This is a genomic window from Nocardioides anomalus, assembly GCF_011046535.1.
GTDB classification, from domain to species: Bacteria; Actinomycetota; Actinomycetes; order Propionibacteriales; family Nocardioidaceae; genus Nocardioides; species Nocardioides anomalus.
Map to the genome: position 1 here is coordinate 25,153 of NZ_CP049257.1, position 14,345 is coordinate 39,497.

The window sequence follows — 14,345 nt, forward strand, 5'->3', positions numbered from 1 at the left end:
ACACCGCCGAGGGCGGCCACCCCACCGGGGTGGCCGCCCTCGTCGCGTCCGCACGGTGAGCACCGCGCTTCCGTAGGGTGTCCCGGTGCAGATCGACGTCCTCGGCCCGGTGCGCGCACGCCGCGGCAGCGAGCCGGTCGACCTCGGCACCCCGCGGCAGCGGGCGATCGTCGCGGCCCTCGCGCTCTCCGGCGGCCGTGCCCTCGGCACCGACACCCTGATCGGCCGGGTGTGGGGTGCCGACGCGCCGTCGGGGGCCCTGGCCACGCTCCACGGGTACGTCGCGGCGCTGCGTCGCGCCCTCGAGCCCGACCGGGCGCCGCGGGCCGAGCCCCGCGTGCTCGTCACCGAGGGCGACGGCTACGCCCTGCGCGGGTGCGAGGTGGCGGCGGACGCCGTCGAGCTCGAGACCGCGGTCGCCGCGGCCCGCTCCGCGCTGACCGTCGTCCCCGACCACCTCCGTCCCGCGGTCGAGCCCGCCCGCCGTCTCGAGGCCGAGGCGGTCGTGCTCCGGCTCGAGGCGGCGCTGGCCGGCTGGCGCGGCGAGCCGTACGCCGACCTGCGCGACGACGCCGACGCCCAGGCCGAGCGCGTCCGGCTGACCGGGCTGCGCACCGCCGCGCAGGAGCTGCGGGTCGTCGCGCTGCTGGCCCTCGGACGTCACGGCGAGGTGCTGCCCGGGCTCGAGCAGCTCACCGCCGAGCACCCGCTGCACGAGCGCTGGTGGGCGCTGTACGCCGTGGCGCTGACCCGCAGCCACCGCCAGGCCGATGCCCTCGCCGCGCTCCAGTCGCTGCGCAACCTGCTGGCCGACGAGCTCGGCGTCGACCCGAGCCCCGCGGTCCGCGACCTCCAGACCGCGATCCTGCGCCAGGACCCGACCGTGGCGGGCACGGCGGCGCCCGCACCGCCACCGGTCGACGACCTCGGCCAGGAGCCGGTGCCGCGGCGCGAGCACTTCCGCGAGTCCCCGCCGTTGCCCCGGTGGCGGCTGGCCGGACGTCGGGCCGAGCTGGCCCGGCTCGGTCAGCAGCTGGACGAGGCGGAGGCGGGCCGGCCGCGCGCGGTCCTGGTGACCGGGGAGGCCGGGATCGGCAAGTCCCGGCTCGTCCACGAGCTGGCCCTCACGGCGTTCGAGCGGGGCTTCACCGTGGCCCTGGGCCAGTGCTCGGCCGAGGGGCCGCCGCCGCTCTGGCCGTTCCGGGCCATCGCGCGGTCGCTGGAGGAGCAGCTCGACCTGTTCCACACCTCGGTCGAGCAGGCCCTGCTGACCGCTCCGCCGGACGACTTCGCCACCCTCGACCTCCTCGCCCACCACGCCTGCCTGGCCGCGGCCGGCCACCCGCTGCTGCTGGTGGTCGAGGACGTCCAGTGGGCCGACCCGGCGTCGCTGCGGCTGCTGCTGCGCATCCTGGAGAAGGCCAAGGACGAGCGGCTCCTCGTGGTGACCACGTGGCGGCGCACCGCCTCCACCCCGGAGGTCGAGGAGTTCGCGGCCGCGAGCTCGCGCCACGAGGGCGTGCGGCTCGACCTCGCGGGCCTCCCGCCCGAGGACGCGGAGACGCTCGTGACCGAGGTGGTCGGGGCCCCGGCGGACGCAGACCTGTGGGAGCGCACCTCGGGCAACCCCTTCTTCCTCATCGAGCTCGCCCGCTCCGCCGGGTCGGTCAGCGGCTCTCTCACCGACGTCGTGCTCAGCCGCGTCCGCCAGCTGCCGGAGCCGACCGTGCGCTTCCTCGAGGCCGCCGCGGTGGTCGACCTCGAGTTCGACCTGGACCTGGTCTCGTTCATGACCGGCCGCGACACCACCGAGGGCGCCGCGGTCCTGCAGCCGGCGCTCCACGCCGGCCTGGTCGTGGACGCCGGGCACCCGGCGCCGGTCTACCGGTTCTCCCACGGCGTGGTGCGCGAGGTCGTGCACGACTCCATCGGCCACACCGAGCGGGCGCGGCTGCACCGGGCGGTGTCCACGGTCCTGGCCGAGCGCTCCCAGCTGCGCCGGGTGGTGCAGCGCGCGGCGCTGGTCCACCACTGGCAGCTCACCGGCGGCGTCTACCGGCGCGAGGCCTGGCGCGGCGTGCTGCTGGCGGCCGACGCGGCCCGGCGCGAGGGGGCGTACGCCGAGGAGGCCGCGCACCTCGCGGCCGCCCTCGAGCTGCAGTGGAGTGACCACGAGCACGACCTCCGTGAGCGCTTCGAGCTGCTGATGCTCCGGGTCGAGGCCTGCCGTTGGCAGGGCGACTGGGCCGGGGTCTCCGACGCCGTGGACGAGGCGGTCCGGGTGGCCGAGCAGCTCGAGGACACCGAGCTCGCGACCCGCGCCGCGATCTCCACCATGGAGGGCGCGCTGTGGCAGGTGCGACCGTTCGGCCACGTCCACGCGCCGATCGTCGAGGCCCTGCAGCGTGCCCTCGAGCGGCTCGGCCCGGACCAGGCGGCGCTGCGGGCGCGGGCCCAGCTGGCCCTGGCCATGGAGCTCTACTACGGCGACGACACCCAGACCATCGACGCGCTCGTGGCCGAGGCCCTGGCGGTGACCGAGGCGTCGCCGGACCTGCGGCTGCGCGCGACGGCGTACCTCGGCGCGTTCGCGGCGCAGTCGCGGCCCGAGACGCTCGAGGCCCGGCGCCGCTACGCCGCCGAGGCGGTCGTGCTCGCCGGGCGCATCGACGACGTCCGCCTGCGGCTGGCCGCCGAGGCCCTGGCCACCAGCGCGGCGGCCGAGGCCGGCGACTACGCGACCGTGCGGCGAGACCTCCCGCGCGTGGTCGAGCTCTGCCGCGGCCGCGGCCTGGGGACGGCCGAGGCGATCCTGCGCGTGGTGCAGGTCCCGTGGCTGGTCATGGACGGCCGCGGCGACGAGGCGGCCGAGCCGCTGGCCCGGCTGGAGGAGCTCTCGCGCGAGCTGCGGATGCCCAACATCGAGAACGCCGTGCTGGCCACGGGCCTGGTCCGCTCCTTCCTCGACGGCGAGTACGCCGCGCTGGCCGCCTTCCTCAGCTCCTTCGTCGACGCCTCCGCGATCCCGGCCGGGCCGGTCGCCACGGTGATCGCGCTGCGGGCCGGCCACGACGAGCTGGCGCGCGCGCTGCACGACGCCGTCGGCGTCGACCTTGAGACCCGCTCCTTCATGAGCCTCATGAACGCGGCGCTGGCGCTGGAGATCGCGCTCGGGCTGGGCGACCGGGAGCTGGCGGCGCGGGTCTACCCCCGCGTACTGCCCTTCGCCGGGCGGATGTGCTCGGCCGGGACGGCGACGCCGGTGGGGCCGGTCGACGCCTACCTCGCGCTCGGCGCGGCGGCCCTCGGCGACCGCGCTGCCGCCGAGCGGCACGCCGCGCGGGCGCGGGAACTGGTCGAGGAGTGGGGCCTGCCCGTGCTCCGGCAGCGGTGGGCCGAGCTGGAGGAGCGCTACCTGGCCTGACCGGCCAGCGCCGCGAGGAGCAGCTCGCGCACGACGCTCTTGGGGCGGGCGCCCACGATCGAGAGCACCGACTGCCCCTCGAGGAACAGCAGCAGCGTCGGCAGTCCCGTCACGCCGTACGCCGACGCGGTCACTGGGTGCGCCCCCACGTCGAGTCGGGTGAAGGTGAGGTCGGGGAGGTCGACGGCGAGCTCCTCGAGCATCGCGCCGACCTGTCGGCACGGGCCGGAGCCGGCGCTTCCGAACTGCACGAGCACGGGCGCCACCGCGCCCAGCACCACGTCGCCGAAGTCGGCGTCGCCGACCGCGCGGAGGGTGCTCACGCCCCGACCCCGGCGCCCACGTGGCGGAAGGCGGCCAGCTCGAGGCGCCGGAACCGCGGCCGGCCCAGCCGCAGCAGCACCCGGAAGCCGAACCCGGCCCGACGCAGCGGCTCGGCGGTGATCTCCGGGTGCAGCCCCTGCACGGCCCACGGCACCAGCTGGAGCAGCTGGCGGGGAGCGAGGCCGCCGCGCAGGTGCTCGCGGTCCAGGCGCGCCCAGTCGTCCTCGGACACGTAGCGCTGGAGCAACGGCACCGCCGACCGCTCCTCGTGCGCGAGGTGCTGGTCCACGACCTCCCGCGCGGCGGTGACGGCGTCGACCAGCGCGGACCGGGTCACCGCGTCGGGCCGCGCGGCCATCCGGGCCAGCCGCTCCCGGGCGGTCGCCAGCACGGGGTCGATGGCACCGTGCTCGGTGGCCATCTCCTCCAGCACCCGCAGGCCACCCCGGTCGTCGGCCTCGCGCAGCGCGGCGTCGAGCAGCGGCCACACGTGGTCGTCCTCCTTGGTGTGGTGGTCCTCGAGCAGCAGGGCGAACAGGTCCCACCGCTCGAGCAGCGCGTGCCACGTCGCACCCTCCGCCACCGGCGTGCGGCGCGCGGCGTCGGCGAAGCGGGCCAGGTCGCGCCGGAAGCCGTGGTGGAGCAGGTACATCATCGTCAGGTCGATGGGCCCGTCGGGCGCCGCGGCCTGGCCCGGCAGCAGCGCGCTCACGCGGTCACCGCCTGCGGTCCGTGCAGGGTCCCGACCAGCCAGCGCAGCCGCTCGAGGTCGCCGTGCTGGGCCCGCCGGTACGCCGGCACCAGGACCGGTCCGAGGAGCCGCAGCCAGCCCCCGAGTCGCAGCACGGTCGTGACGTCCACGACGCAGCCGTCCTCGGTGGGCCGGACGACCCGGCCGCCGCGGACCCGGACGAGCGGGCCGCCGCCGGCGTACGTCGCACTGCGGTCCCCGGCGGCGCCGACCCGGGTCGGCGTCACGAAGGTGAGCCCGGCGAACCCGAGCTCCTCGACCAGCCCCTGACCGGCGTGGGCCCGACCGCGGGGCGTGCAGGTGACGGCTCGCACGTGGCCGCGCCACAGGTCGTCGTGGCCCCAGTCGAGGACGAGCCCGACCACGGCGTCCGCCGGGTGGTCGAGGGCGATCGAGGAGCGGACGGCGATCTCGCGTCCGAAGCGGGTGCTCATGACCCCGAGCCTGAGCCGCACCGCTGGACTGCCGCTGGGACGGCGCTGGGAGCCGGCTCCCAGCGCCGTCCCAGGCCGGTCCCAGGGACGGCGACCAACGTGCCGGTCGTCCACAGATCCGAGCACAGGAAGCAGACGTCATGACTCCCACCCTCACGGGCCGCAGCGCCCGCCTGGGTCTCCTCCTCGCCGCGGCGCTGCCCGTCGGCCTGCTGACCGGCACGGCCGGCAGCGCCTCCGCCGTCGACGGCGGCGACGGCGGCGGCGGCGATCCCACCCAGACCGTCAAGATCGTGAGCGGACCGCAGAAGCCCCTCTTCGTCGGCGACGAGATCAAGATCAGCGTCACCGCCAGCGCCAGCGACAACGCGGTCGTGGTGAAGGAGGGAGACCGCGAGATCTTCGACGGGGGTGCGATGAACCCCTCGGGACCCACCGCGCTGTCCATCCCCACGGCGGGGGTGTTCCGGGCCGGCACCCACCACCTGCTGACCGTCTTCGTCAGCAACGGCGACGTCAGCGGGTCCGCCCAGTTCACGGTCGACCCGCAGTTCATCCCCAGCGACCTCGACCCCGCCGGGTTCCAGCCGGAGTACGGGCTGCCGCTCTACGGCCGCCTCGACGCCACCGTCCCCACCACGGTGGTGCCGACCGGCACCATGGCCCTGGAGCGCGGCGGTGTGGTCAAGGCCCGCTACCCGATCCGCACCGACGGCACCTACGCGCTCTACGACCCCACGATGACCCCGGGCGTGCACGAGGACGTCACGATCTACTACGAGGGCGACGCCAACTACGCCCCGCAGGAGATCGGCACCGGGGCCGTGGTCGCCGACGTCACCGTCACCCGCCAGCACACGACGACCACCTCGTCGCTCAGCGCCACCAAGATCCGCCAAGGTGACCCGGTGACGGTGCTGGCCACCACGAGGTCCAGCAACACCGAGTCCGTGGTCGACCCGCAGGGCCGGATGCAGATCCACGCCAGCCCCGACGGCGTCCACTTCGAGCAGATCGCCGAGGTGGCCTACCCCGGGGGCAAGCAGACCGTCGAGGTCCCGGTCACCGACTGGGCCGCGACCCACCCCGGCTTCTGGACGATCCGCGCCGTGTACGCCGGTGACGGGGTCTCCTTCGCCTCGGCCTCGGTCCGCGACAACACCCTCCAGGTCGTCGAGCCCGGCCAACCCGTCACCGACACCGCGACGGCCCTCACCCTCAGCTCGGCCACGACCACGGTCAAGAGCACCAGCCCGGTCACCGCGACCGCGAAGGTCACTGCGGCCGGCGGTCCCGTCGCGGCCGGCGAGGTGCGCTTCAGCGTCCGCGGTCAGGCGGTCGCCACCGTCCCCGTCGGCGCCGACGGCACGGCCTCGACCCCGCTCACCGTGGCGGAGGCGGGCGAGCCCCAGGTCGTCGCGACCTACCTGGGCACCTCGGAACACGTCGGGTCGGCGAGCCCGCCGGAGGTCCTCACCGTCGCCAAGGCGGCGACCACGACCACCGCCGCGGTCCCCGCCCAGCCGGCCGCGCCGGGCAGCGTGCTGCCCATCCAGGTCCGCCCGACCGGGTCCACGGTCGCGCCGACCGGCTCGGTCGTGGTGTCCGAGGGCGCCACGGTCCTCGGGTCGGTCAGCGCGAACGGCGGCCAGACCCAGCTGCGGCTGCCCCAGCTCAGTCCGGGCACGCACCAGCTGACGATCGCCTACGGAGGTGACCTCAACACCGAGGGCTCCCGGTCCACCCTCACCTACCCGGTGGGCTCCGGGACCACCCCGGGCACGCAGGTGGCCTCGACGACCGCGCTCAAGGTCAAGAAGGTCGTGCGCGGCAAGGCCAAGGTCGTGATCACGGTCAGCTCGTCGGCCCCGGTCACCGGCACCGTCGTGGTGCTGCGCGGGGCCAAGGTCGTGGCCAGCGGGACCGTCCAGGACGGCAGGCTGGTCCTCACGACCAAGAAGCTGAAGAGGGGCAAGCACCAGCTCGTCGCCCGCTTCACCGGCTCCGCCACCGTGCTGGCCTCGACCAGCAGGGCGGTCCCGGTCCGGGTGCGCTGAGGCGACCCGGATCCACCAGCCGAGCGGCCGCCCTACCCCCAGGGGCGGCCGCTCTCGCTGTGTCAGGTTTCACAACGGCCGGCACCGGGTAACCCACCCTCGCACTCGGGGGCACCCACGGGGGTGAACTTGTGACGGCGGTCATGACCAGCGCGTAACCTCGCCACGACACCACCGTTGTTACTGACGGGTCAGTCCTGTCGCGGGCAGGGCGACTGGGAGGGCCCGCCAGCGGTTGCCGGGTGAAGGGGAGAGCGCTCAATGGGTGTGGAGATCCAGATCGAGGGACTGACCAAGTCCTTCGGCAAGCAGCTCATCTGGGGCGACGTGACCCTCACCGTGCCCGCGGGTGAGATCTGCGTGATGCTCGGCCCGTCCGGCACCGGCAAGTCCGTGCTGCTCAAGACCATCATCGGCCTGCTCAAGCCCGACCGGGGCTCGGTCGTCATCGAGGGCACCGACATCGCCAGCTGTCCCGAGCGCGAGCTCTACGAGATCCGCAAGCTGTTCGGCGTGCTGTTCCAGGACGGCGCGATGTTCGGCTCGATGAACCTCTACGACAACGTCGCCTTCCCGCTGCGCGAGCACACCAAGAAGTCCGAGTCCGAGATCCGCGACGTGGTCATGGAGAAGATGGACCTCGTCGGCCTGCTCGGCGCCGAGGACAAGCTCCCCGGCGAGATCTCCGGCGGCATGCGCAAGCGCGCCGGCCTGGCCCGGGCCCTGGTCCTCGACCCCGAGATCGTGCTCTTCGACGAGCCGGACTCGGGCCTGGACCCGGTGCGCACGGCGTTCCTCAACCAGCTGATCGTCGACCTCAACGCCCAGATCGACGCGACGTTCCTCATCGTCACCCACGACATCAACACCGCGCGGACCGTGCCCGACAACATCGGGCTGCTCTACCACCGGCACCTGGCCATGTTCGGGCCCCGCGAGATGCTGCTGTCCTCCGAGGAGCCGGTGGTGCGCCAGTTCCTCAACGCCCAGCGCGTCGGCCCGATCGGCATGTCGGAGGAGAAGGACGCCGACGAGCTCGCGGCCGAGAAGGACCAGGACCTGCCGCCGCTGCCGCCGATCCCCATGCAGCTCGAGCCGTCCAACGGCATCCCGCGCCGCAGCCAGCGCGAGCCGGGCTCGTGGTGCAAGGAGAACGGCGTCACGCCGCCGCCGGGCTCCTTCGAGGAGAACATGTCCATGACCACCGGCGCGAGCTGAGGCCGGGACTGCAGTCATGGCCTCCCTCACCGCCACCCGGGTGCTGGCGCCGGTCGGCACCGCGGGCAAGCTCTTCGCCTTCGGTCTCGACGTCGGACGCGGCCTGTTCCGGCGACCCTTCCAGACCCGCGAGTTCCTCCAGCAGGCCTGGTTCATCGCCTCGGTGACGATCATCCCGACCGCCCTGGTCGCCATCCCCTTCGGCGCGGTCATCGCGCTCCAGGTCGGCGGGCTGATCAAGCAGTTCGGCGCCCAGTCCTTCACCGGCTCCGCCGCGGTGCTCGCGGTGGTCCGCGAGGCCGGCCCCATCGCGACGTCGCTGCTCATCGCCGGCGCCGGCGGCTCGGCCATCGCCGCCGACCTCGGCGCGCGCAAGATCCGCGAAGAGCTCGACGCGATGATGGTGCTCGGCATCGACCCGATCCAGCGGCTCGTGGTCCCGCGCGTGCTCGCCTGCATGCTCGTCTCGGTCTTCCTCAACGGCCTGGTCTCGGTCGTCGGCGTGGCCGGCGGCTACGTCTTCAACGTCGTCCTGCAGGACGGCACGCCAGGGGCCTACCTGGCGAGCTTCACAGCGCTCGCCCAGCTGCCCGACCTGTGGCAGGGCATGGCCAAGGCCCTCATCTTCGGCCTCATCGCCGCCATCGTCGCCTGCTACAAGGGCATGAGCGCCGGCGGTGGTCCGAAGGGCGTCGGCGACGCGGTGAACGAGTCCGTCGTCATCACCTTCATGCTCCTGTTCGTCGTCAACTTCGTGATGAGCGCGATCTACTTCCAGCTCGTCCCACCGAAGACGGGTTAGCGGCCATGGCGAACTTCAAGGCGATCTACACCAAGCCGGCCAGCGCCCTCGACGACCTCGGGGGCCAGCTGAGCTTCTACATCCGCGCGCTGGCGTGGACCCCGCGCACGATCACCCGCTACAAGAAGGAGATCCTGCGCATCCTGGCCGAGACCACCCTCGGCTCGGGCGCCCTCGCGGTCATCGGCGGCACCGTCGGCGTCATCCTCGCGATGTGCTTCTTCACCGGCACCGAGGTCGGCCTGCAGGGCTACGCCGCGCTCAACCAGATCGGCACCGCGGCGTTCTCCGGCTTCGTCTCGGCCTACTTCAACACCCGGGAGATCGCGCCGCTGGTCGCCTCGATCGCCCTGGCCGCCACCGTCGGCTGCGGCTTCACCGCCCAGCTCGGCGCGATGCGGATCTCCGAGGAGGTCGACGCCCTCGAGGTGATGGCCATCCCCTCGCTGCCGTTCCTGGTCACCACGCGCATCATCGGCGGGCTCATCGCGATCATCCCGCTGTACGTCATCGGGCTGCTCTCGTCGTTCTTCGCGACCCGGCTGGTCGTGACCTCGTTCTTCGGCCAGAGCACCGGCACCTACGACCACTACTTCCACCAGTTCCTGCCGCCCGGCGACGTGATGTGGTCCTTCGGCAAGGTCCTGGTCTTCGCGGTCGTCGTGATCCTCATCCACTGCTACTACGGCTACAACGCCAGCGGTGGCCCGGCCGGCGTGGGCGTGGCCGTCGGTCGCGCCGTGCGCACCAGCATCGTGGCCATCAACGTGCTCGACCTGCTCATGTCGATGGCGATCTGGGGCGCCAGCACCACGGTGAGGCTGGCCGGATGAGCTTCGTCCTGCGCCAGCGCAAGGCCCTCGGCGTCATCTTCATGGCGATGGTGGTCGCGGCCGTCTACCTCACCTACGCGACGTTCACCAAGAAGTTCGCCGACTACGACGAGGTCACCGTCGAGACCTCGACGATCGGCCTGCAGCTCCCCTCCCGTGCGGACGTCAAGATCCGCGGCGTCCTGGTCGGCGAGGTGCTCGCCACCAGCGCCACCGCCGATGGCGCCAAGATCACCCTGGGCCTCTACCCCGACCAGGTGAAGACGATCCCGAGCAACGTCACCGCCTCGATCGTGCCCAAGACGCTCTTCGGCGAGAAGTACGTCTCCCTCATCGTCCCCGACCAGCCGGCGGACTCCTCGATCCAGGCCGGGGAGACGATCAAGCGCACCCAGGTCGCCACCGAGGTCGAGAAGGTGCTCTCCGACCTCTACCCGCTGCTGCGCACGGTCGAGCCGGGCGAGCTCAACATGACGCTCAACGCCCTGGCCACCGCGCTCGAGGGCCGCGGTGACCAGATCGGGGAGAACCTCGAGACCGTCAACAGCTACCTCACCCGGCTCAACCCGCAGATCCCGGCGCTGGTCGAGGACCTCAAGCTGACCGCGCAGGTCTCCGACACCTACGCCGACGTGCTGCCCCAGATCGGCGACATCCTGCACAACACCGTCACCACGACGACCACCCTCGAGGACCGCGAGGCCAAGCTCAACGCGCTGCTCAACGACGTGACGGCGTTCTCCGGGACCGCCCAGACCTTCCTCGAGGACAACGGCGACAACATCATCCGGCTCGGCGACGTCAGCCAGGCCCAGCTCGAGGTGCTCGCGCGCTACTCCACCGAGTTCCCGTGCCTGCTCGGCGGCGTGGTGAACGCCGGCAAGCGGCAGGCCGAGGCCTTCCGCGGCTTCACGCTGCACATCGTGCTGGAGACGCTGCCCAACCAGCCGCGCGCCTACAACGCCGACGACACCCCGGTGCTCGGCGACGACCGCGGCCCGACGTGCCTGCACCTGCCCAACCCCCCGTGGAACCAGGACAACCCCGTGCGCCGCCAGCCCGACTTCGTCGACGGCGTGGACTCGCCGCTCGGCAAGGGCACCCAGCGGGTCGGGGCGTCGTACGACGGGAGTGCGGGCCAGCTCGGCGGCTTCGGGGTCGGTGGCTACGCCGGCTCGCCGCAGGAGTCCGACCTGATCAAGCAGCTGCTGGCGCCGGGCCTGGGCACCTCGGCCGCCGCCGTCCCGGACCTCGGGGGGCTGCTGCTCGGCCCGATGGTCCGCGGCGCCACCGTCTCGTTCGGTGAGCCGGGGGGTGGGCAGTGAAGCTGCTGGACAAGAAGACGACGCTCGACCTGACCAAGCTGCTCATCTTCATCGTCGTCACCACGCTCTCGACCGCCGTCCTGGTCATCACCATCGGCAACCTGTCCTTCTCGGGCACCCAGAAGTACAAGGCGGTCTTCGCCGACGCCACCGGCCTGGTCAAGGGCGACGACATCCGGGTCGCGGGCGTCAAGGTCGGCACCGTCAAGGACGTCGCCATCACCGACCGCACGCGGGCCCTGGTGACCTTCTCCGTCGACGACGGCACCCAGGTCACCGGCGCCACGCACGCGACGATCAAGTACCGCAACCTGGTCGGCCAGCGCTACGTCGCGCTGACCCAGGAGGTCGGCTCCGCGAAGAAGCTCGACGACGGCGCGACCATCCCGATCGCGCGCACGGCGCCGGCCCTCGACCTCACCGTGCTGTTCAACGGCTTCAAGCCGCTCTTCGAGGCGCTCAGCCCGGCCGACATCAACCAGCTGTCCTACGAGATCGTCCAGGTCTTCCAGGGCGAGGGCGGCACGCTGGAGAGCCTGCTCGGCCACACGGCGTCGGTCACGAGCACCCTGGCCGACCGTGACCAGGTGATCAGCGCGCTCATCGACAACCTCAACGAGGTGCTCGACCACGTCGCCGACCGCGACCAGCAGCTCAACCAGCTGATCACGACGTTCAAGACCTTCGTCTCCGGCCTCAACAGCGACCGCGACGCCATCCTCGGCTCGCTCGACCAGATCTCCGACCTCTCGGTGCAGACCGCCGGGCTGGTCAAGGGGATCCGCTCCCCGCTGGTCGACGACATCGCCAACCTGCGCCAGCTGACCGCCAACATCCAGCGCAACCGGGGCGAGCTCGACCGGGCGCTGCAGGTCATGCCCATCAAGCTGGAGAAGGTGGGCCGCACCGCGATCTACGGCTCCTGGTTCAACTTCTACCTGTGCTCGTTCCAGGGCACGGTCAAGCTGCCCGGGGTCACGGTCCCGGTGAAGTACAACACCGGCTCGGACAGGTGTGATCTCGGATGAAGCCCTTCCGCGAGCGCAACCCCGTGATCATCGGGGCGATCAGCCTCGCCGTCATCGCGGCCTTCATCCTGGCCGCCTTCCGCGCGCAGGACCTGCCGCTCATCGGCGGCGGCGACACCTACACCGCGGCGTTCACCGAGGCCGGCGGGCTCAAGGCCGACGACCCGGTGCGCATCGCCGGCGTCCGAGTGGGCAAGGTCGAGAAGATCGAGCTCGAGGACGGCCACGTGAAGGTCACCTTCCGGGTCAAGACCGACTCCGAGTTCGGTACCGAGACCGGCGCCGCCATCCGGGTCAACACCCTGCTCGGCGCGATGTACCTCGCCCTCGAGCCCAAGGGCTCCGGCCAGCTCCAGGCCGGCAAGGAGATCCCGGTCGAGCGCACCAGCTCGCCGTACGACGTGGTGCAGGCGTTCTCCGGCCTGGCCGACACCGCCGACGAGATCGACACCGACCAGCTCGCGACGTCGCTGACCACGCTGGCCGACCTGACCCGCAACACGCCCGAGGAGTTCCAGGCGGCGCTGTCCGGGGTCTCGCGGCTCTCGCAGAACATCGCCGAGAAGAACGAGCGGATCACCACGCTGCTGACCAACCTGCAGCGGGTCTCCACCGTCCTCAACGACCGCGACCAGGACATCGTCGACCTGATGCGGCAGTCCGACACGCTGTTCCAGGCCCTGGTCGCCCGGCGCGAGTCGGTGCACAACCTGCTGGTCTCCACCTCGACGCTGTCGGAGGAGCTGACCAAGCTGGTCCGGCAGAGCCGCGACGACCTCAAGCCGGCCCTGACCCAGCTCGACGACGTGGTCGGCATCCTCAACAAGAACGAGGACAACATCGACAACGGGCTGCGGCTGATGGCGCCGTTCTACCGCGTCTTCACCAACACCCTGGGCAGCGGCCCGTGGTTCGACACCTACATCCAGAACCTGCCGCCGGCTCCCGACCTGCTGAACGGAGGTGGGCTCGGGTGAGCATCCTCAAGAGGGCCCTCGTCCCGCTGGTGCTGGTCGCGCTGGTCGTGGCGTTCGCCATCACCATGTTCTTCGGTGGCGACCACACCAAGACCCTCACCGCGCACTTCCCGCGCACCATCTCGATCTACGAGGGCAGCGAGGTCAAGGTCCTCGGCGTGGCCGTGGGCCAGGTCGACACCGTCACCCCGTCGGGCACCGACGTCGTCGTCACGATGAGCTACGACGCCGACGTGGACGTGCCCGCCGACGCCAAGGCCGTCATCGTGGCGCCCTCGATCGTCGGCGACCGCTACGTCCAGCTGACCCCGGTCTACAAGAGCGGACCCAGGCTCAAGGACGGCGCCACCCTGGAGGGCCAGGACACCGGCGTGCCGCTGGAGCTCGACCAGATCTACAGCAGCCTGGACCGGCTGAACGTCGCGCTCGGCCCGGAGGGCGCCAACAAGAACGGCGCGCTGGCCGACCTGCTCGACGTGACCGCCCAGAACTTCGGCGGTCAGGGCGCGGCGCTGCACCAGACCATCCAGGACTTCAGCAGCCTGAGCCAGACCCTGGACGACAACAAGGAGGAGCTCTTCGGCTCCGCCCGCGAGCTCGAGGGGTTCATCAACACCCTGGCCACCAACGACAAGACGGTGCGCCAGTTCAACCAGTCGCTCTCCGACGTCTCCGACCTGCTGTCGGGGGAGAAGGAGGAGCTGGCCGCGGCCCTGCACAACCTGTCGGTCGGGCTCGGCGAGGTGGCGACGTTCGTCAAGGACAACCGCCAGATCCTGGGGCAGAACATCGAGCACATCAACCGGGTGGCCAAGGTGCTGGTCAAGCAGCGCGACGCCCTCGACGAGACCCTCACCGACGCCCCGGTCGCGCTGAACAACCTGGCCCTGACCTACAACCCGCAGGCCGGCACGCTCGACACCAACGCCAACCTCGGCGAGCTGGTCAACCAGGTGACCGGGAACCCCGCCGAGTTCGTGTGCGCGATCCTCAGCCAGGCCGACAAGTCCGGTCAGCTGTGCAACGTCACCAACACGCTGCTCAAGCGCGCGGCGCCGTTCGGGGAGGCCGGCTCGCCGCTCGGCACCGGCACGTCGTACGGCCAGCACTTCGACCTCAGCCTGGGCGGCCTGGTCCAGGTGACCGACGACGAGGGGAGCCGGCAGTGAAGC

At 72.1% G+C, this 14,345-nt stretch carries 12 protein-coding genes; 9 read left to right on the plus strand and 3 right to left on the minus strand.

What is annotated here, in order from left to right:
• The first annotated feature begins 85 nt into the window (after positions 1-85).
• Entirely contained in the window at positions 86-3,424 is a 3,339-nt protein-coding gene (locus G5V58_RS00165) for a BTAD domain-containing putative transcriptional regulator (protein WP_165227685.1), read from the plus strand.
• Here G5V58_RS00165 and G5V58_RS00170 read toward each other — a convergent pair.
• Genes G5V58_RS00170 through G5V58_RS00180 form a run of 3 tightly spaced genes read right to left on the minus strand, consistent with a single transcriptional unit; the run spans position 3,412 to position 4,933 of the window.
• Entirely contained in the window at positions 3,412-3,747 is a 336-nt protein-coding gene (locus tag G5V58_RS00170; protein ID WP_165227687.1) for a thioredoxin family protein, read from the minus strand. The two genes, G5V58_RS00165 and G5V58_RS00170, sit on opposite strands and share 13 nt — an antisense overlap.
• Positions 3,744-4,460 carry a hemerythrin domain-containing protein gene (locus G5V58_RS00175; protein ID WP_165227689.1) on the minus strand — a complete coding sequence of 239 codons (717 nt, stop codon included), beginning with the start codon at positions 4,458-4,460 and terminating at the stop codon, positions 3,744-3,746. Before G5V58_RS00175 ends, G5V58_RS00170 begins: the two co-directional genes overlap by 4 nt.
• The gene (locus tag G5V58_RS00180; protein WP_165227691.1) at positions 4,457-4,933 is read right to left on the minus strand and encodes an SRPBCC family protein; all 477 of its coding nucleotides are present in this window, start codon (positions 4,931-4,933) and stop codon (positions 4,457-4,459) included. Before G5V58_RS00180 ends, G5V58_RS00175 begins: the two co-directional genes overlap by 4 nt.
• A 140-nt stretch (positions 4,934-5,073) precedes the next feature.
• Here G5V58_RS00180 and G5V58_RS00185 point away from each other — a divergent pair, with 140 nt between their 5' ends.
• From G5V58_RS00185 to G5V58_RS00220, 8 genes are all read left to right on the plus strand, one after another.
• Positions 5,074-6,990, plus strand: a complete 1,917-nt coding sequence (locus G5V58_RS00185) for an Ig-like domain-containing protein (protein WP_165227693.1) — start codon at positions 5,074-5,076, stop codon at positions 6,988-6,990.
• Positions 6,991-7,251: 261 nt separating this feature from the next.
• Positions 7,252-8,208: an ABC transporter ATP-binding protein gene (locus G5V58_RS00190; protein ID WP_165227695.1), complete on the plus strand. Its 957-nt coding sequence runs from the start codon at positions 7,252-7,254 to the stop codon at positions 8,206-8,208.
• 16 nt (positions 8,209-8,224) lie between these two features.
• Positions 8,225-9,010: an MlaE family ABC transporter permease gene (locus G5V58_RS00195; RefSeq protein WP_165227697.1), complete on the plus strand. Its 786-nt coding sequence runs from the start codon at positions 8,225-8,227 to the stop codon at positions 9,008-9,010.
• Between the two features lie 5 nt (positions 9,011-9,015).
• Positions 9,016-9,843, plus strand: coding sequence for an MlaE family ABC transporter permease (locus G5V58_RS00200; RefSeq protein WP_165227699.1), 828 nt, complete (start codon positions 9,016-9,018; stop codon positions 9,841-9,843).
• Positions 9,840-11,168, plus strand: coding sequence for an MCE family protein (locus tag G5V58_RS00205; RefSeq protein ID WP_165227701.1), 1,329 nt, complete (start codon positions 9,840-9,842; stop codon positions 11,166-11,168). Before G5V58_RS00200 ends, G5V58_RS00205 begins: the two co-directional genes overlap by 4 nt.
• The gene (locus tag G5V58_RS00210; protein WP_165227703.1) at positions 11,165-12,196 is read left to right on the plus strand and encodes an MCE family protein; all 1,032 of its coding nucleotides are present in this window, start codon (positions 11,165-11,167) and stop codon (positions 12,194-12,196) included. The genes G5V58_RS00205 and G5V58_RS00210 overlap by 4 nt, the downstream gene beginning before the upstream one ends.
• The gene (locus G5V58_RS00215; RefSeq protein ID WP_165227705.1) at positions 12,193-13,173 is read left to right on the plus strand and encodes an MCE family protein; all 981 of its coding nucleotides are present in this window, start codon (positions 12,193-12,195) and stop codon (positions 13,171-13,173) included. Before G5V58_RS00210 ends, G5V58_RS00215 begins: the two co-directional genes overlap by 4 nt.
• Positions 13,170-14,342, plus strand: a complete 1,173-nt coding sequence (locus G5V58_RS00220; RefSeq protein ID WP_165227707.1) for an MCE family protein — start codon at positions 13,170-13,172, stop codon at positions 14,340-14,342. Before G5V58_RS00215 ends, G5V58_RS00220 begins: the two co-directional genes overlap by 4 nt.
• The last annotated feature ends 3 nt before the right edge of the window (positions 14,343-14,345 follow it).

Coding starts and splice junctions, on each gene's coding strand:
- G5V58_RS00180 (WP_165227691.1), bottom strand. CDS start 4,933: ATGAGCACCCGCTTCGGACGCGAGATCGCCGTCCGCTCCTCGATCGCC.
- G5V58_RS00185 (WP_165227693.1), top strand. CDS start 5,074: ATGACTCCCACCCTCACGGGCCGCAGCGCCCGCCTGGGTCTCCTCCTC.
- G5V58_RS00190 (WP_165227695.1), top strand. CDS start 7,252: ATGGGTGTGGAGATCCAGATCGAGGGACTGACCAAGTCCTTCGGCAAG.
- G5V58_RS00195 (WP_165227697.1), top strand. CDS start 8,225: ATGGCCTCCCTCACCGCCACCCGGGTGCTGGCGCCGGTCGGCACCGCG.
- G5V58_RS00200 (WP_165227699.1), top strand. CDS start 9,016: ATGGCGAACTTCAAGGCGATCTACACCAAGCCGGCCAGCGCCCTCGAC.
- G5V58_RS00205 (WP_165227701.1), top strand. CDS start 9,840: ATGAGCTTCGTCCTGCGCCAGCGCAAGGCCCTCGGCGTCATCTTCATG.
- G5V58_RS00215 (WP_165227705.1), top strand. CDS start 12,193: ATGAAGCCCTTCCGCGAGCGCAACCCCGTGATCATCGGGGCGATCAGC.